Annotated in this window: 16 protein-coding genes and 2 pseudogenes; 9 read left to right on the top strand and 9 right to left on the bottom strand. The window is 47.3% G+C overall.

Annotated features, from left to right (window positions below; translation table 11 throughout):
* Positions 1-105: 105 nt before the first annotated feature.
* Positions 106-786, top strand: coding sequence for a hypothetical protein (locus tag AC6R10_RS05085; RefSeq protein ID WP_500671653.1), 681 nt, complete (start codon positions 106-108; stop codon positions 784-786).
* Between the two features lie 188 nt (positions 787-974).
* Here AC6R10_RS05085 and AC6R10_RS05080 read toward each other — a convergent pair.
* A protein-coding gene (locus AC6R10_RS05080; protein ID WP_500671652.1) for an IS3 family transposase occupies positions 975-2,050 on the bottom strand; the annotation gives its coding sequence in 2 pieces (ribosomal slippage) (positions 975-1,801 and positions 1,801-2,050; 1,077 coding nt in all).
* An 81-nt stretch (positions 2,051-2,131) separates the two neighbouring features.
* Here AC6R10_RS05080 and AC6R10_RS05075 point away from each other — a divergent pair.
* From AC6R10_RS05075 to AC6R10_RS05055, 5 genes and pseudogenes are all read left to right on the top strand, one after another.
* Positions 2,132-2,254 (top strand): annotated as a pseudogene (locus AC6R10_RS05075) (IS110 family transposase); the annotation flags it as partial.
* 406 nt (positions 2,255-2,660) lie between these two features.
* Positions 2,661-2,903 (top strand): type II toxin-antitoxin system ParD family antitoxin, encoded by a 243-nt coding sequence (locus AC6R10_RS05070; protein WP_072609711.1) that lies wholly within the window; start codon positions 2,661-2,663, stop codon positions 2,901-2,903.
* Positions 2,900-3,199: a type II toxin-antitoxin system RelE/ParE family toxin gene (locus AC6R10_RS05065; protein ID WP_134837614.1), complete on the top strand. Its 300-nt coding sequence runs from the start codon at positions 2,900-2,902 to the stop codon at positions 3,197-3,199. The genes AC6R10_RS05070 and AC6R10_RS05065 overlap by 4 nt, the downstream gene beginning before the upstream one ends.
* Before the next feature lie 728 nt (positions 3,200-3,927).
* A pseudogene (locus AC6R10_RS05060) lies at positions 3,928-4,506 on the top strand (transposase); the annotation flags it as partial.
* Between the two features lie 73 nt (positions 4,507-4,579).
* Positions 4,580-5,655, top strand: a protein-coding gene (locus AC6R10_RS05055) for an IS3 family transposase (protein WP_500671651.1) whose coding sequence is annotated in 2 segments (ribosomal slippage) — positions 4,580-4,829 and positions 4,829-5,655 — 1,077 coding nt in all. Because the reading frame shifts where the segments join, the coding sequence is not laid out codon by codon here.
* 79 nt (positions 5,656-5,734) lie between these two features.
* Here the strand turns inward: AC6R10_RS05055 and AC6R10_RS05050 are convergent.
* Positions 5,735-6,031: a type II toxin-antitoxin system RelE/ParE family toxin gene (locus AC6R10_RS05050; protein ID WP_047104309.1), complete on the bottom strand. Its 297-nt coding sequence runs from the start codon at positions 6,029-6,031 to the stop codon at positions 5,735-5,737.
* 6 nt (positions 6,032-6,037) lie between these two features.
* The gene (locus AC6R10_RS05045) at positions 6,038-6,280 is read right to left on the bottom strand and encodes a type II toxin-antitoxin system Phd/YefM family antitoxin (protein ID WP_500671650.1); all 243 of its coding nucleotides are present in this window, start codon (positions 6,278-6,280) and stop codon (positions 6,038-6,040) included.
* Positions 6,281-6,499: 219 nt separating this feature from the next.
* On the opposite strand from AC6R10_RS05045, the gene AC6R10_RS05040 reads away from it, so the two are divergent.
* A complete protein-coding gene (locus AC6R10_RS05040; RefSeq protein WP_500671649.1) occupies positions 6,500-7,072 on the top strand; it encodes an HNH endonuclease in 573 nt (190 codons plus the stop codon).
* Between the two features lie 140 nt (positions 7,073-7,212).
* A complete protein-coding gene (locus AC6R10_RS05035) occupies positions 7,213-7,545 on the top strand; it encodes a zinc ribbon domain-containing protein YjdM (protein WP_500671648.1) in 333 nt (110 codons plus the stop codon).
* 68 nt (positions 7,546-7,613) lie between these two features.
* On the opposite strand, the gene AC6R10_RS05030 is transcribed toward AC6R10_RS05035, so the two are convergent.
* Genes AC6R10_RS05030 through AC6R10_RS05020 form a run of 3 tightly spaced genes read right to left on the bottom strand, consistent with a single transcriptional unit; the run spans position 7,614 to position 10,919 of the window.
* A complete protein-coding gene (locus AC6R10_RS05030) occupies positions 7,614-8,531 on the bottom strand; it encodes a siderophore ABC transporter substrate-binding protein (RefSeq protein ID WP_500671647.1) in 918 nt (305 codons plus the stop codon).
* Positions 8,532-8,536: 5 nt separating this feature from the next.
* Positions 8,537-8,863, bottom strand: coding sequence for a DUF2218 domain-containing protein (locus AC6R10_RS05025; protein ID WP_500671646.1), 327 nt, complete (start codon positions 8,861-8,863; stop codon positions 8,537-8,539).
* A 46-nt stretch (positions 8,864-8,909) separates the two neighbouring features.
* Complete coding sequence (locus AC6R10_RS05020; protein ID WP_500671645.1) at positions 8,910-10,919, bottom strand: TonB-dependent siderophore receptor; 2,010 nt, start codon at positions 10,917-10,919, stop codon at positions 8,910-8,912.
* 117 nt (positions 10,920-11,036) lie between these two features.
* Between AC6R10_RS05020 and AC6R10_RS05015 the strand changes: the two genes are divergently transcribed.
* A complete protein-coding gene (locus AC6R10_RS05015; RefSeq protein WP_500671644.1) occupies positions 11,037-11,963 on the top strand; it encodes a helix-turn-helix transcriptional regulator in 927 nt (308 codons plus the stop codon).
* Positions 11,964-11,996: 33 nt separating this feature from the next.
* Here AC6R10_RS05015 and AC6R10_RS05010 read toward each other — a convergent pair whose 3' ends face one another.
* From AC6R10_RS05010 to AC6R10_RS05000, 3 genes are all read right to left on the bottom strand, one after another.
* The gene (locus tag AC6R10_RS05010; RefSeq protein WP_500630636.1) at positions 11,997-13,952 is read right to left on the bottom strand and encodes a tripartite tricarboxylate transporter permease; all 1,956 of its coding nucleotides are present in this window, start codon (positions 13,950-13,952) and stop codon (positions 11,997-11,999) included.
* Positions 13,953-13,961: 9 nt separating this feature from the next.
* Complete coding sequence (locus AC6R10_RS05005) at positions 13,962-14,939, bottom strand: Bug family tripartite tricarboxylate transporter substrate binding protein (protein ID WP_487903832.1); 978 nt, start codon at positions 14,937-14,939, stop codon at positions 13,962-13,964.
* 118 nt (positions 14,940-15,057) lie between these two features.
* Positions 15,058-16,125, bottom strand: a complete 1,068-nt coding sequence (locus AC6R10_RS05000; RefSeq protein WP_500671643.1) for a tartrate dehydrogenase — start codon at positions 16,123-16,125, stop codon at positions 15,058-15,060.
* Positions 16,126-16,211 lie beyond the last annotated feature (86 nt).

Here is a 16,211-nt window from a genome sequence, read left to right as displayed (position 1 = left end):
CTCATGGCCATGTGAAGTGGTAGGGGGAGACCATCTCATCACCTTAACAGAGCGTTATGTGCTTTGACGAACAATTACAGTATTCCACTTGTTGTGAGGAAAATTATGAGCTGTTGGATTTGTGGTGAAGACGGAACAACGGGTGAGCACTTGGTAAAAGCGAGTGACTTGAGGGCTCTATTCCCAGTTAAAACTAGTAAAGAGCCGGTATATTTCCACAAGAACAAACGAAACCCTCAAAAGCTACAAAAGGTTGGCAATAATAAATTTGTTAAGTCGGAAGCAAAGTTATGCGCACATTGTAACGGTGCCAAAACACAGCCTTTCGATAACGATTGGCAAGCGCTTTCAGAGTATGTTCGTAGAAACTACCGACAACTCAGAGCTAACAGAAGAATAAAACTCAAAAATGTATTTCCCGGCAGGACAAAGCGAGCGGCGCTCAATGTTCACCTATATTTCGCAAAGTTGTATGGTTGCCGGGCTACTTCGGAAGAGCTGCCTATTGATACTGCCTCTTTAGCCACTGCCATCAATGAAACTAAAGCAAACCCTAAGTTACATATACGGCTGGAAGTCTGGGATCCAAAAACAAAACTTGCAGGTGTTTCAAAAATTGAAAGTAAGACCCAAGGTGGCGTGAGAGACACATATTGGTATTATGTGATTGACAATATTGTTGTATGTGTCTCTTTCAATGACTTCAAACCTAGCAACCGCCTAAATAAATCACACTGGCACCCACAAGGTAGTGGAAAGTACATTGATTTTAAAAAACGCACATAACAAATTGCTTAAGAGTGACGGCTAACCTTTGGCATTTTTGGTTTGGTTGAGTTTAGTGGTTACGGTGGCTTTGCTCAGGTTTTGTGGTTTAGCCGCACCTTAGCAAGGCGTTAGCCCTATCAGAGGAAAACAATGAAATTGACCTTTCCCCGAGATTAATACTGCCGCCTCGATGAAGTTTCCCATGTTTACGCCACTTGATTGGCATAATCAAGTGGCGACATATAATTTAGAGAGCTATGTGGTCGAATATGGTTGTCGTGCTCTCTCCATAGATTTATTTCGTAACGTGCTTCATCCAGAGTGCGGAACCAGTGTTGATTGAGACACTCATTTCTGAACTTGCCATTTAGGCTCTCCACAAAGGCATTTTGAGTCGGTTTACCTGGTTGAATAAAGGCGAGTGTTACCGACGTTGTCTTTGACCAAAAGAACATGGCTTTGCTGGTAAATTCCGTCCCGTTGTCGCAAACAATGTTATCTGGCTTACTGCGCACCTCGGTTAGTTGAGTTAAAAAACGGGCAACTTGCTGGCCACTGATTGATAGGGACACCAGCTGCCCAATGAGTTCTCGTGAAAAATCGTCAACGACATTGAGCACACGAAAACGTCTACCATTGCTCAATTGGTCAGAGACAAAGTCCATCGACCAGCGTTGATTGGCTCTTGTGGGTGAATTCATAACTAGTCTCGGGCGCTGTAGCTTTTTGCGCTTGTTCGTTCTGACTAGCAGTCCTTCCTCAGTGTAAATACGATACGTGTGCTTCTTATTCACAACTAAGCCCTCTGCTTTTAGTAAACTGTGCAGCATCAGATAGCCATAACGGGAATATTGAACGGCTAACGCTTTTAAACGTTCTCGTAAGGCCCTATCTACAGGGTTTTTAGCTTTGTATCGAAACGCCGTTCGACTCAAACAGGCAAGCTTACAGGCCGCTCTTTCACTCAGTCGGTGAGTGTCAATAAGGTATCGAGCAATAAGCTTTCGAGAAGATGGCGTTACCACTTTTTTGACACAACACCCTTCATTGCTTCGACTTCGAGCAACTTCTCCGCGAGGAGCCGCTTAAGCTTATTGTTCTCAGATTCAAGCTCTCTCAGCCTTTTGGCCTCATTCACTTCTAGCCCTGCATACTTGCTGCGCCAGTTATAAAAAGTGCCCGATGATATCCCCATGTCGCGACAGATGTCGTCAACCTTAGCGCCAGCTTCATGCTGTTTAATCGCCTTGATGATTTGCTCTTCCGTGTATCGCTTTTTCATTTTGAGATCTCCATTAGCTCTAGTGTATTAGAAATCTCATCAAAGTCATGGTGTTAATTTAGGGGGAAAGGTCAGTTACAACAGCTCGTTGAGCGACGAGGTTACAAGCGCGCGGCTGTCGCCCTAGCAGCCAAAAACGCTCGAATAATATGGGCATTATTAACGACTGAAAACGAGTACAAAGCTAACTATATAAGCGGTTAGCCCTTACCGAGTCAAAGCAATAGCAATTGATGAAAATACGGTCAGACCGAGATGCCTGAGCCTGTTTAATTGGGAAGTAGCAAATACTGTCTAACGAATGAGGCTGGCATCAAACGAATATCATCAGGGTGACGGATAGAATCCGGCAAAACACCGAATGTAGAGCTGCTGTCAGACCCACTGTTGTCAGCGGTAGCTATTGTTGACAAAAGAGGGAGTCCATGTAGCCCAATTAAGTAGTGAGCAACGCTGCCACCTACCTAAAGCATTGTGCCGTAAACACCAAAGCTGATTCAAACCTAAAATGCCAAGCGTTGCGAATCTGCTTAAATTATTGTTATGCGCCACTTGCGAACACCTCCATTCAATACCATAATTAGGTACTATTTGGTATTGGGAGATTACAATGGCTAAAAATACTAGCATCACTCTCGGCGAGCACTTTGATGGTTTCATTAGTAGCCAGATTCAAAGTGGACGCTATGGCTCAGCAAGCGAAGTGATTCGTTCAGCCCTGCGTTTACTCGAAACACAAGAAACGAAAATGAACACTTTACGACAACTGCTCGTTGAAGGTGAAGAAAGCGGCATGGCTGACTATGACCTCGATTCGTTTATCAGTGAATTAGATAGCGAAGAGAGAAAATGAAACCATTTCAACTTACCAACAAGGCAAAGTCTGATTTAAAAGATATTGCCTTGTTTACCTCTCGCAGATGGGGTCGCGAGCAACGAAATGTTTACCTTAAGCAATTCGATGAATCATTTTGGCTACTCGCTGAAAACCCTGACATCGGTAAAACTTGTGATGAAATCAGAGATGGCTACCGAAAATTTCCACAAGGGAGCCATGTTATTTTTTATCAACAAATTGGCAGCCAAAACATCCAGATTATCAGAATCTTGCATAAGAGCATGGATGTAAATCCAATCTTTGGCGCATAGCGTTGCGAATCTTCCTTAAATGGTGGTGATACTAAATTCAATGTTAAGAGACGGTGTTATGTGGGATAACAATAGCGCCAAAAACTAACTATTGACGCCATAGTCTCTTGTTATAAGCCATTTATCTTACGTTTTCTCCGACCTATAAACCACGACACGCCGTCAAACACCTTATTGAATACCACAATATAACCTACTGAGTTAGTTAGAAGCGTAAGTAGAAATAAGGGTTCATTGGTATTTGCTAAATCTGGACCAATCATCGTGATCACTTTAACTGATAGATAGCAACCAAACCCAACAAACAACCCTCTTAAGAAATTTTCGATTCTCATTAATTTACTCCTTCCTTGTGAGAAAACCTACAGCCCTGCAATGTAAACTCACTGATTTGCTCGTGGCTTATAACGCTCTGCTAAGGGGTGGGCAACGCAATACCGAAGTCGCCGCAAACCACCTTAATCACTACAATCAACGCACAGTGAAAATGCCACGCGTTGCGAATCCCTCTTGAGCAGTTTGTATGGATAATAACCAAGCCAAAAGGGTAAAGTGAGACCCAGGCTTTAGCTGCAACTAAAGCTTTCTATGTGGCAGTTCGATTGAACGCTGGCTCCTCTGTTGAGAGACCGATAACAAACATGAACGCCTCATAGGACTCCAAGCATAAACCTCGAATAGTCGACTGGGTCTCGAACCCGCATTTCGCAAGCAAGAGTTAGCTTATTATGAACACAAACACACTTCAAAACATTAATATCGGTGCTGATACTGGTAAATCACAGCTCGACATTTACATCCGTCCACTCGATGTCTTTTTTACCGTCCCAAACAACGAAAAGGGTATCAAACAAGCCTTAACTACCATCAAAAAACATAACCCGCAGCGTATCGTTATCGAAGCGACTGGGCGCCTGGAGATGCCCTTCGTGTTAGCGTGTACCGAGGCCGAGTTACCTATTGTTCGTGCCAATCCCGTTCATATCAAACGCTTTGCCGGCGCTATTGGTCGTAGAGCTAAAAACATACGTTTAATGAGTGATTTAGTAATTCGCCGCAATCAGCTGCTCGCGATGCAGACCATGGAAAAAAATCGTATTCAAATTTTGCCAAAGCACTTACATTCGACAATCACACCCATCCTGACAGCGATAAAAAACCAGATTTCAAAGATTGAAAATAAGCTTGTCAAACTCATCGAAGATTGCCCTGAATACCAAACGAAAAACACCCTCTTACAAAGCGTACCTGGTATCGGCAATATCGCCGCTGCGTCTATCATCAGCAATGTGCCTGAGTTAGGCTATGACCTTTCCCCCTAAATTAACACCATGACTTTGATGAGATTTCTAATACACTAGAGCTAATGGAGATCTCAAAATGAAAAAGCGATACACGGAAGAGCAAATCATCAAGGCGATTAAACAGCATGAAGCTGGCGCTAAGGTTGACGACATCTGTCGCGACATGGGGATATCATCGGGCACTTTTTATAACTGGCGCAGCAAGTATGCAGGGCTAGAAGTGAATGAGGCCAAAAGGCTGAGAGAGCTTGAATCTGAGAACAATAAGCTTAAGCGGCTCCTCGCGGAGAAGTTGCTCGAAGTCGAAGCAATGAAGGATGTTGTGTCAAAAAAGTGGTAACGCCATCTTCTCGAAAGCTTATTGCTCGATACCTTATTGACACTCACCGACTGAGTGAAAGAGCGGCCTGTAAGCTTGCCTGTTTGAGTCGAACGGCGTTTCGATACAAAGCTAAAAACCCTGTAGATAGGGCCTTACGAGAACGTTTAAAAGCGTTAGCCGTTCAATATTCCCGTTATGGCTATCTGATGCTGCACAGTTTACTAAAAGCAGAGGGCTTAGTTGTGAATAAGAAGCACACGTATCGTATTTACACTGAGGAAGGACTGCTAGTCAGAACGAACAAGCGCAAAAAGCTACAGCGCCCGAGACTAGTTATGAATTCACCCACAAGAGCCAATCAACGCTGGTCGATGGACTTTGTCTCTGACCAATTGAGCAATGGTAGACGTTTTCGTGTGCTCAATGTCGTTGACGATTTTTCACGAGAACTCATTGGGCAGCTGGTGTCCCTATCAATCAGTGGCCAGCAAGTTGCCCGTTTTTTAACTCAACTAACCGAGGTGCGCAGTAAGCCAGATAACATTGTTTGCGACAACGGGACGGAATTTACCAGCAAAGCCATGTTCTTTTGGTCAAAGACAACGTCGGTAACACTCGCCTTTATTCAACCAGGTAAACCGACTCAAAATGCCTTTGTGGAGAGCCTAAATGGCAAGTTCAGAAATGAGTGTCTCAATCAACACTGGTTCCGCACTCTGGATGAAGCACGTTACGAAATAAATCTATGGAGAGAGCACGACAACCATATTCGACCACATAGCTCTCTAAATTATATGTCGCCACTTGATTATGCCAATCAAGTGGCGTAAACATGGGAAACTTCATCGAGGCGGCGGTATTAATCTCGGGGAAAGGTCACCCTAAATCCAATTCTAGGGTGAAATTTGATTACAAGTGGTTCTGAGGAAGTTGTGATTGTCCGAGTACGGCTACAACTAAAATGAAGCCATCTTCTTTTGTAAAGTAAGCAGTATGCTTGCCCACGGGGAAATAGAACCCGCTTGGGTATATGTCATCACAACTGCGACCAACAGCTGGATTATCAGCAAGCATTTGAAAACCAGTTAGTAACGTATCTTTATAGCTTCGCCACTGGGTCTCGGAGAAGTTGTTAACTGTATAGCTTTTGATTTTCCGTAAATGAGTCTGGGCTAATTTACTCAGTTTGTATTTATTCTTTTGCATAGCGGGTTATAAGGCGTTTAAAAAGTCTTCACCATCAATCACATTGCCTTGTGCTAAGTCTTGTTTCGCTAACTCGAAACAGTGCTTAAGGTAATCGGTTTTCATTGCTTCTAGTTCTTCATAGTCCTTGATAGACATTACAACGACGGCATCTTTACTGTTTTTGCTAATCTTCACAGGCTCACGTTGGGCGCTTAGAAGTAGCTCACCAAAATTACGTTTGGCATCATTTGCTGTTAATGTGTGCATGATCAATCTCCAAATCTGGAATTACAGTAAGATTATAGTTGTTCGCATGAAATGGTCAATCTAATTAAATCGTGCGATTTGTGCGAAAGGTAAACTAACCAGTTACTCAAGTGGACGCCAAACTCTCGGCGGTTTTGGTTTGGAGTTTAGTGGGTTTTGCGAGTTCATCACAGGCGCCATTTAGCAAGGCGTTCTAGTGATAAATCGTATGGACGAAACATGAAATCGGAAAGAGAAAGTATAGAGCTTTCAAGAATCATAGATTTTTGGATCGATAAATCCAATGTGTTTAAAGGCTTTATCGATCTGAATGAACCAACTTGCTGGGCTTGCGGTCAGGGGTGGGATGGGCGATACGATATTGTAGGTGGTGATTACCTCAAAGCGTGGGCAAAATGTCCATTGCAAATTTGTCATATAATCCCGCATTCTTTGGGTGGTACAGAAGAGCCTTCAAATTTGGTTTTAATGTGCAAGGAATGCCATGATTTAGCTCCTAAGGCGAATACGATCAAAGACCATCTCATACGTATTCTGACTATTGGCTTGATTGTTTCAAGTGTTGTCTGGATGATTTGCCCGCAATCTTTGGGCGTGATCACAGGGCCGATTTCCATCATCATCGGCGTATTGTCAGGGGTAGCATCCACACGAAAATACGAACTACAAATAGAATTTCAACACGCTGATGAAACTGGCGTGCAATGGATATCAGTGGCGAAAACAAATGATAAGCATATTGAGAGCGTATTTGAACAGCAGGTTGGCAGAATACTAGAGCGTATCGCGTAGTCGGCTCGTTGATGTGGACGCGCTACGCGTGGTATTCCACTGGGCGCACCTCCTCACCTACACCCACCAAGAAAACATTGCTTTCGCTATCAAGACGTTGAACACTATCCGCGTGTTTCCTCGCTAAAAGAATGATGAGTATGTCCTTACCTCCTTGCCCGAATTGTCAATCTGAATACGTTTATCAAGACCAATCCCATTTAGTGTGTCCGGAATGCGCTTATGAGTGGAATCCTGATGAGGTTCAGGGTGAGCCACAAGTCAAAGATGCGAACGGAACGCTGCTCAGTGAGGGCGATAAAGTGACGTTGGCAAAAGATCTTAAGGTGAAAGGCAGTTCGCTAGTATTGAAAATTGGCACTAAAGCGCTCATTCGTCGCATTGCAGAAGGCAAAGATCATCAGTTGGACTGCAAAGTCGATGGGGCCGGTGACATGGTGATTACGGCGCAGTTTGTGAAAAAGGTGCAGTAGCACACCCATTGGCATTGCCATTGAGTGTGCGTTTTACTCGCGTTTCTAATGTGCGTTGCCTAAGTCCACTACTGAGGTGAGCTGTCGAGGCTACTGGCGACATCATCCATCATGATCTCGGTCGCATGAACGCCTCCATAAGTGAGATACCACGCAACAGGATCGATGTAGACAATGCGCTGCGCTTTGGCTGCGGGAGTGTGCGCGATAAGCGGATTGTCAAAGAGTTGCTGCGCGGCGCCGTGGGCCTTGCCAGTCGCTTGCTCTCGGTCGAGCACAAACAGTGTTGATGGTTTGGCATCGGCGATGTATTCAAACGAAATCAGTTTACCGTGCGGGCCAGTCTCGCTGGCCACTGTTTGGCTCGATGCGGGCAAAAATCCGAACTCTTCAAAGATGATAGAAAAGCGACTTTGTGGCTCGAAGGTCGAGATTTTTTTGCCACTGCTCATGACCATCATCGCGTCACGTTTCTCAGCGCGAACCGCAGACTGGATGGCGTTAATGCGCTGCTCGGTTTCTTCAATCTTCGACGCCATTTTATCTTCTTTGCCGACCAACGTCGCGATAGCACGCCAGTTCACTTGGGTATCGTGCCAATATTGTCCATTGGTCGTTGACAGCATGAGCGTGGGTGCGACCTCGTTGAGATCATCATAAATGCGCATCATGCGTTCATCGGCAATGATCAAGTCGGGTTTTAAGGTAAAGAGGGTTTCAAAATCGGGCTCAAACAGAGAGCCAACGTTGGTGACCGTCTCACCGTAGTGGGCCAAGTAGCTCGGCATCAGCATATGCACAGCGCCGATTGGCGTGACTTCGAGGAAGTCGAGCGTGTCGAGGGCGCTATGTGTCAACACGACAACCCGTTGTGCCGGCTTATCGAGTTCGATATGGCCTTTGATATGCGAGACATCGATTGATGCCGCATGTGCCTTGCAGGCCATCACGGCCAGCGTGAATTGAAATAATAGACGCGTAAACATGTGCATTACTCCGAAGCAGGTTGAGTCCATTGAATAGCAAACTGATCGCCGCGATAGGCAAACATCTCCAGGTGCGAGGTGAGCACTTGCTTGACGGCGCTGAGCGCCTCGGGGGTTTGTGCTGCGCAGTGAATATCTAAACTGTCGGGTTCGCTGAGGGTGAGTGTACACATTCCATAGGGAAAATAAGCGACGCCTTGGCGCTCGTTATACTCAACCTCAATCTTACGACTGAAATGTCGACATAAAGTGGTGAGGTAGCGCGCGCAGTGCTCAGAACGAATCTGAGCATGAACCTGGCAATCGTTAGGGGTGGGTTGGTTGGATTCCATAGTAATGTGCGCCTTAGGCTAAAGCCCAAGGCGCGTCTCCTTATCATTAGAATTCGTAAGAGGCGGACAGTTTGTAGTTGCGCCCGGGTTCTAGATCATCCAAGGTAGCGCCACGTGCGGCACCAGAGCGTGAGGCGTGCGAGGTGTAGGCTTCATCGAAAATATTGTCGATACCAAAGGTGACCTGCAAGCGATCCAGTTGGCTAGGGCGCCATTGAGCGTAGAGATCGTGCGTGTTATACGCTTCTTTAACTGGCTGATCCTCTTGAACATTATCTTCTTCCAGCACGATGATGGATGTCCAACCGACGGTGGTATCAATCGCTGCAAACTCATAGTCGATGCCGAGCGAAATTGAGTCACCGACGTCCATACTGCGTCCGTTCGCTGCAATCAGTGGGCCGCCTGTGGATTGGTTGGTGGTGTCACTGCGAGCGTAGGACGCTCGCGCACTCAGAGCCTGATAGCTGTAGGCCGCGCTGAGCTCAAAGCCTTTGATCTCCGCATCACCAATGTTCTCAATCAAGTAACTGCCATCATCTTGGTAGGATTCACCGATGTAGTCGTCAATCTCGTTTTGGAACAGCGTTAGGTTCGCACTGATGGCATGCTGGTCAAAGCGTTGGAAGTAGCGAGCGCCCACTTCGCTCGATAGGCCAGTTTCTGCATTAATATCGTCAGCGAGATAGGCGACATCTTGATAGGCGATAAAGGTTTCAAGCAGCTCCGGGCCCTTAAATAGACTGCGAGTGCTGGCAAAGAGCGTCCATTGCTCGGTGATATCCCAATCTGCGCCAAGCGCCCAAGTCCACTCGTTAAACGTGTCCTTGCTGGTTTCGGCATCACGGATGTAGTGGTCATAACGCAGGCCCGCTGTAAGTGCGAAACTTGGCGAGAGCTGAATTTTGTCTTCGAGATAGCCAGCGCTGCTTTTCGCATGCTCTTGCATAAATGGCGTACCCCCATAGGCACTTTCACTGGTTTTATCCATGTACTCAAGCCCATAGGTGAAGCGATGCGCACGCTCAGCCAACATCAAGCTAGATTGAAACTGAGCGGTGGCGCCCAAGTTTTGGTTTTTCGCGGTGTTCTGGCTGTGTCGGTTGGCTGGCCAGCGGCCAGTAATTGCTGACTCGTCACGATCAATTTGAGTGGTACTTGAATAGAGCGTGACTTTACCTTGATGGTTGTCGCCCCGCAGTTCATAGGAGCCCGTAAAGGTGTCGCGGTCATACTGAGTCGGGATTAAGTCTTCACCAGAGAGCTCAGTGTTGGCACTGCCACCCATATCCGGTCTTGGGCTGTAGTCGCCCTCATCACGGTAGAGGTCATAGCTGAGCTGAAAACGATGCAGATAAGAAGGCTCATAACCCAGTTTGAACAGCATATTCGAGACATCGCCGGCTGCGCCATAGGTGGTGTCACCATTGCCGTCTTTAAAGTCATCACGTTCGACGTAGTTCGCGTACACCATCGCATCAACATTATCGTTCAAGAGACCATATGCGGTGACAGAGCCTTGACGACTGTCGTTGCTGGCGACACCACCATACACACGGACGCCAAAGCTTTCGTTGTAACGCAGCAGGTCTCGAGCGTCTTTAGTCTCAAAATAGACCGCACCACCAAGGCTTGATTGGGTGACGGAGTTGTTGCCCACTTGGATGTCGACCGCTTTAAGGATGTCGGGGTTGAGTGTGAGGTTGCCGATATGGTGGAACATATTGGCGTGCTGCGATGCGCCATCGAGGCGGATGTCTAAGTCCGTTTCCCCGAGGCTACGAATGGTAATGCGTTGGTTAACGGAATGAGTTCCGCCGACATCGACGCCGGGTACACTGCGCAGTAGATCCGACATGTGATCCGCTTGCTTAATGGAGATGTCTTGATCGCCCAAGAACTCCGAGCTGCTCGAAACTTGAGTGCCCCAGACTGTGAGCGTTTCATCGCTCGTGTTGTCGCTTTGGGTCTCGGCATAGGCACCGCCGCTGAGTGTGACCGCAATGGCCAAGGCTAGAGTCGATACCGAAACGATCGGTTGGTGATGTGAGTTCATGAACTCCCTCTTATACATTGTAAATGATAATTAATATCATTAATGTTATGCTACACCGATAGCACATGAACAGCTTTTATGGTTATGCAAAATCGCCAACTTGTTATGAGGGAAGTTATGCATTCTAAACAGATCACTCCGTCACTGTTTCGCATGGAAATGGCGGACGGGATCAAAGTCTTCGGCGGCGGGCAGAGGAGTCAGCAAGAGAGCCTAGTGATCGCCCCCGCGACGCCATCGGTGATCTTTACCGTGTTGTTAGATGGAGATTTAGAGTTTGGTTATGACCAGCTTGAATGTACGCTTAGTGCGCAACCCCAGGCGCAAGTGATGGCCGTCAATCTCGTTCACCCTGCCAGTTTTTGGCGAAGTGTAGAGAAAGATCAGTGGGTCGCGAAAATTCACCTTGTGTTGCCGCGAATTTGGTTTGAAACAAAACCGCTTGAAGGCGGCGCTTTTCGTACTTTTTACTCCGCTCACCTCGCCAGTGTTTGTTTTGATTTGCCGAGCGTGGCCGCTAAAGAAATACAAAGACTGCTTCGCACCCCGCCCCCAGAGACGATTGCCAAACGCATCGAACTGGAGAGCGACATCCATCAGCTGCTTCTCCAATTGATGAGCCAGCTATGTGCGTGCGAGGTGACTCAGGCCCCTCATCATAGCGCGCGCCAAGACGTCGAGATGGCGGAGATTGTTGCCTTTATTGAAACCCATTTAACGCAGGCGCTGACTTTAGAGGCCATCGCTGAGTTTGCGCACATGAGCGTTTCGTCGCTGCAGCGGCTGTTCAAAGATCACATGAACATGACCGCTGCTCACTATGTACGGCGCAGAAAGCTGAATGATGCCAGAGTGAAACTGGCGACCGGTTGCATGACGGTCAGCGAAGCCGCTTACAGTTATGGTTATCGTCACCCCTCCAATTTCTCTCTCGCGTTCAAAAAACAGTTTGGTTACTCACCAAATCGAGTGGGTGAAAACGCAAGTCTTGAGCACAAGGAGCCAAGGGCAAAGCGAGTATTCACTTCTGAATGCCCAACGTAGCCCATTGTTTGAACGGGCTACGTTGGATCAGTGTTAAAACCATAACCCAGTGGGCAGCCTGAGTAAAAGTACATCACGCATCAGCAGATAAAACATCACCACGATAACAAATGAAGCGGTGAGGTGTTTACTCATAGAGCAGGTTTCTATTTTATCGAAATTCGCGATCAACATAATGGCAACAAAAGCGAGTAACGAGGATAGCCCAAAACCAAGCGTGGTCATCAAGAGCGTCCAGAGGGCCATAATGGCAATCAGAGCGCTTTGTCGCATAGTCGGGCTTATCTTTAGCGAAGACCAATTGACTGTATCGCTAGCGCGCCATACTTTACCGATGAGTAATACTGCCAAGACCATCATGGCGACCACAATATAAGTGGGAAATACTGCGCCTAGTTTAGACATGCTCTGCGTTTGATTGAGCAGCAGGCCACCTATGACGATAAGCAGTGCACCGATCGCTATGGTCGAGCCTTTGTGATCTCTTGGCGTGTCAGAGGGAGCAAAGTTATGCTTTTTTGCTGCCCAGAGCGGGAACACAAGCGCAATGATTGCACATATAATGATGCCAATAGAGATGGGGCGAGCAAAAAACATCTCGAAGACTTTACCTTGCGCCGAGCCTATCAAATAGGCCTGAACAAACCCTTGTTCTGCGATCTTTCCTAGTACTAAGCCAAGTACAATTGGCGAAGCACTGAAGCCAAATTTACCTAAGAACCACGCAAACACACCCAGTATGAACATCATAAAGGTGTCATGAGGGTTGCTGTGAATCGCATAACTCCCAATAACGGTTAAGAACGCGACGGTGGGGACCAACAACTGTTTTGGCGTTTTGGCAATCGAACGATAGGCATATTTTCCAAGAATTAAACCGACGGGCAGCATCAGTAGCGTTGCGATGATCAAACCGTAGATAAAGGTGTAGACAATGCTCCCTTGTTCAGTGAACAGAGACGGTCCAGTCTTAATGCCTTGGACGAGCAAAGCCCCAAGTATGATCGCATCAGGTGGCGTACCAGGAATGCCAAGCACCAATGTTGGGATAAAACCACCGCCAACGGTCGCGTTATTGGCTGATTCGGTCGCGACGATGCCGTCTGATGCGCCTTCGCCAAATTTTTGATCTTTCTTCGCATTGCGGCGAGCTTCTGTATACGCCACTAATCCCGCAATAGAACCACCTGCACCGGGTAGGATTCCGACGACGGTGCCGATAATGGAGCTTCGCATCAGATTGAATTTACTATTTTTGATGAGAGAAAAGGCGCGTGACAGCGACGATTTTCCTGATACCTCAGCAAAATCTAGATGAGGGGTTTTGTTCGCGACTAGGTCGATGATCACTGGAACACAATACAATCCAATGATTGCAGAGGTAATATCAATTCCGCCGAGCAGTGAGACCTGATCAAAGGTATAGCGGACGTCACCACCGACTACCGCCACGCCAACCGTGGATAGCAATAAACCGATGCAAGCGCCGATCAAGCCTTTGAGAGTGTTGCCCACCGAAAGAGACGATATGAGTGTCAGACCAAAAACCGCCATCCAGAAATATTCTGATGGACCAAATGCCAAGGCAACTTGAGCGAGTGGTGGTGCCAGCATCAATAAGGCAAGCCCCCCCACGATACCACCTCCTACTGAAGCGAACGTTGCCAGAGAAATGGCAAGGGCCCCTTCTCCTTTCTTCGCCATTGGATAGCCATCGAACGTCGTCGCGATGGCAGAAGGGGTGCCCGGAGTATTAACCAAAATTGCTGCAAACGCCCCACCATAGATAGCTCCGGTGTAAATTGCACCGAGGACAATCAAGCCCGAAGCGGGGCCCATCACATAGGTAAAAGGGACGAGAACTGCCACCGCCATGGTGGCAGACAATCCTGGCATTGCTCCGATTACTGTGCCGGCTACGACACCAACCAGTGCGAGTAATAGGTTGATCGGTGTGAGTGCATCAAGTAAATAACTAAGCAATTCCATCGTGAACCCCTATTTCACTAGCCCAAGCAGTTTTGCTACTTCTTGGTTTTCAGCTTTGTTTTTTTCAATAAATGCCTCCATCTCTTGATAAGGGATGTCGGTGAGCACAAATCCGTTGCTCTCCATTTTTTCCACAAAATCAGGGTCTTTATTGATATCGCCGATAATTCGAGAGAGCTCCACACGAATGGCCTCTGGGGTCGATTTCGGAACAGCGACGCCGCGGTATGCCCCTCCCACTAAATCGATGCCTAGCTCCTTGAACGTTGGGACATCTGGAAACGCCGCGAGACGCTCTTCTGCCGAGACTGCGAGCATGCGCAGTTTGTCACCAGCATTTGCCCCGGATGTGGCGTAGTTGAAACCTGCGGTCACCTGGCTACCCATTAACGCCGTCATGGCAGGACCAATACCGCTAAATGGGACGTAGGTTGTTTTCACACCCACCTGCTTATCAAACGATACCTGACCAATATGATTGGCTGAGTTGGATCCTGAGCCTGCAAACGTGACCAGTCCTGGATTGGCTTTTGCGTAATCGATCAGTTCAGGTAGGCTCTTGAATTGACTGTTTGCCGGGACGAAAATCGCGTTCGGAGTGTAATGAAAATAATAAATGGGCGTGAGGTCATCGGTCGTGTAGCCAGACTCCTTAACAATCGGCTGCATGATGGTGTGAGGGATATTTATCCCCATCACGGTATAGCCATCACCTTCCATACTGTTGAGCTGTGACCAAGCTACTGCGCCGCCCGCACCGGGTTGATATTGAATGACGGTTTTCACACCTGCGTGTTTTTCAAACACGGTCTGTTGAAAGCGTGCAGAAAGATCAGACTCGCCACCGGCGTTAAAGGGCAGAATATAATTAATGGGTTTGCTGGGGTAGTCATCGGCTGCAAACAGGGAGCCAGACAGCGATAGAGCACCGGCAGCCAGTGTTGTGAGCAATGGTTTAGTGATATAGCTTAACTTACTTGTTTTCATTGTTTCGTCCTCGTTATTGGTTCACTTAAGCGCGAAGCGGGTGACGATTTTTTATCGTTCTTATTTCGCGCCTTGATATTCTTTGTTCGATGAGCTCCTCTAAATGTGTGACGAGTTTTTAATGGTTTTGGATGTAGTCAATGACCGCATCGGTCACTTGCTTAGTGGTTGCTTTCCCACCAATGTCGGGTGTGCAAATCCCTTCGGAAGACACCGACTCTATGGCACTCATCACCAGGCGAGCGGCTTGATGTTCGCCTAAATGCTCGAGCATTTGGACTGCAGTCCAAAAGGTCGCGATAGGATTGGCAATTCCTTGTCCAGTGATGTCGAACGCAGAGCCATGGATCGGCTCAAACATTGAGGGATAAGGGCTATTTGGTGCGATGTTTGCTGTCGGAGCCACTCCTAAACTGCCTGCTAAGGCACCGGCAAGATCGGAAAGGATATCGGCGTGAAGGTTGGTGGCGACGATAGTATCGAGTGATTCAGGGTTAAGCGTCATTCTTACCGTCATTGCGTCCACTAGCATCTTGTCCCACGTGACATCAGGGAACTCTTTCGACACTTCCTCTGCAATTTCATCCCACATCACCATCCCGTGGCGTTGAGCATTAGACTTGGTGACCACGGTCAGGAGCTTACGTGGACGTTGCTGCGCAATCTCGAATGCATATCGCATGATTCTGGTTACGCCAGCACGGGTAAAGATCGACACTTCCGTTCCTACTTCTTCTGGAAAACCTTTGTGCGCGCGTCCGCCGTGACCTGAGTATTCGCCTTCTGAGTTCTCTCGGACGATGACCCAATCTAGGTCGCCTTTGGTTCTTCCCTTGAGGGGGGATGGGATTCCTGGGATGATTTTGGTTGGACGAACATTGGCGTATTGGTCAAAACCTTGGCAAATCTGCAGTCTTAAGCCCCACAAGGTAATGTGATCGGGGATGTCAGGATCGCCCACCGCGCCAAAGTAAATCGCATCGAACCCTTTTAGCGTGTCTAAGCCATCTTTGGGCATCATTTCGCCGTGTTGGCGGTAGTAGTCCGAGCCCCAGTCAAAGTGTTTGAACTCAAATCTGAGCTCCGGGAATCTGCTCGCTAGTGACTTAAGTACTTGAACCCCTGCTGAAATGACCTCCATCCCAATGCCATCAGCCGGAATGGTCGCGATTTTGTATGTTGACATAATGGTTACCTTCTTACTTGTTAGATTTTGATTATGAGATGTAAATAAATTGTTATCACTGGCGTTCTGTTATATAAATTAACGAT

This window comes from Vibrio sp. R12-SG2-ISO1 (genome assembly GCF_059834045.1).
This window is presented reverse-complemented; position numbering and strand designations above follow the sequence as displayed.

What these genes read in the sequence shown, in the direction of transcription:
- AC6R10_RS05085 (WP_500671653.1), top strand. Translation starts at nt 106, where the DNA reads ATGAGCTGTTGGATTTGTGGTGAAGACGGAACAACGGGTGAGCACTTG.
- AC6R10_RS05070 (WP_072609711.1), top strand. Translation starts at nt 2,661, where the DNA reads ATGGCTAAAAATACTAGCATCACTCTCGGCGAGCACTTTGATGGTTTC.
- AC6R10_RS05065 (WP_134837614.1), top strand. Translation starts at nt 2,900, where the DNA reads ATGAAACCATTTCAACTTACCAACAAGGCAAAGTCTGATTTAAAAGAT.
- AC6R10_RS05050 (WP_047104309.1), bottom strand. Translation starts at nt 6,031, where the DNA reads ATGCAAAAGAATAAATACAAACTGAGTAAATTAGCCCAGACTCATTTA.
- AC6R10_RS05045 (WP_500671650.1), bottom strand. Translation starts at nt 6,280, where the DNA reads ATGCACACATTAACAGCAAATGATGCCAAACGTAATTTTGGTGAGCTA.
- AC6R10_RS05040 (WP_500671649.1), top strand. Translation starts at nt 6,500, where the DNA reads ATGAAATCGGAAAGAGAAAGTATAGAGCTTTCAAGAATCATAGATTTT.
- AC6R10_RS05035 (WP_500671648.1), top strand. Translation starts at nt 7,213, where the DNA reads ATGTCCTTACCTCCTTGCCCGAATTGTCAATCTGAATACGTTTATCAA.
- AC6R10_RS05030 (WP_500671647.1), bottom strand. Translation starts at nt 8,531, where the DNA reads ATGTTTACGCGTCTATTATTTCAATTCACGCTGGCCGTGATGGCCTGC.
- AC6R10_RS05025 (WP_500671646.1), bottom strand. Translation starts at nt 8,863, where the DNA reads ATGGAATCCAACCAACCCACCCCTAACGATTGCCAGGTTCATGCTCAG.
- AC6R10_RS05020 (WP_500671645.1), bottom strand. Translation starts at nt 10,919, where the DNA reads ATGAACTCACATCACCAACCGATCGTTTCGGTATCGACTCTAGCCTTG.
- AC6R10_RS05015 (WP_500671644.1), top strand. Translation starts at nt 11,037, where the DNA reads ATGCATTCTAAACAGATCACTCCGTCACTGTTTCGCATGGAAATGGCG.
- AC6R10_RS05010 (WP_500630636.1), bottom strand. Translation starts at nt 13,952, where the DNA reads ATGGAATTGCTTAGTTATTTACTTGATGCACTCACACCGATCAACCTA.
- AC6R10_RS05005 (WP_487903832.1), bottom strand. Translation starts at nt 14,939, where the DNA reads ATGAAAACAAGTAAGTTAAGCTATATCACTAAACCATTGCTCACAACA.
- AC6R10_RS05000 (WP_500671643.1), bottom strand. Translation starts at nt 16,125, where the DNA reads ATGTCAACATACAAAATCGCGACCATTCCGGCTGATGGCATTGGGATG.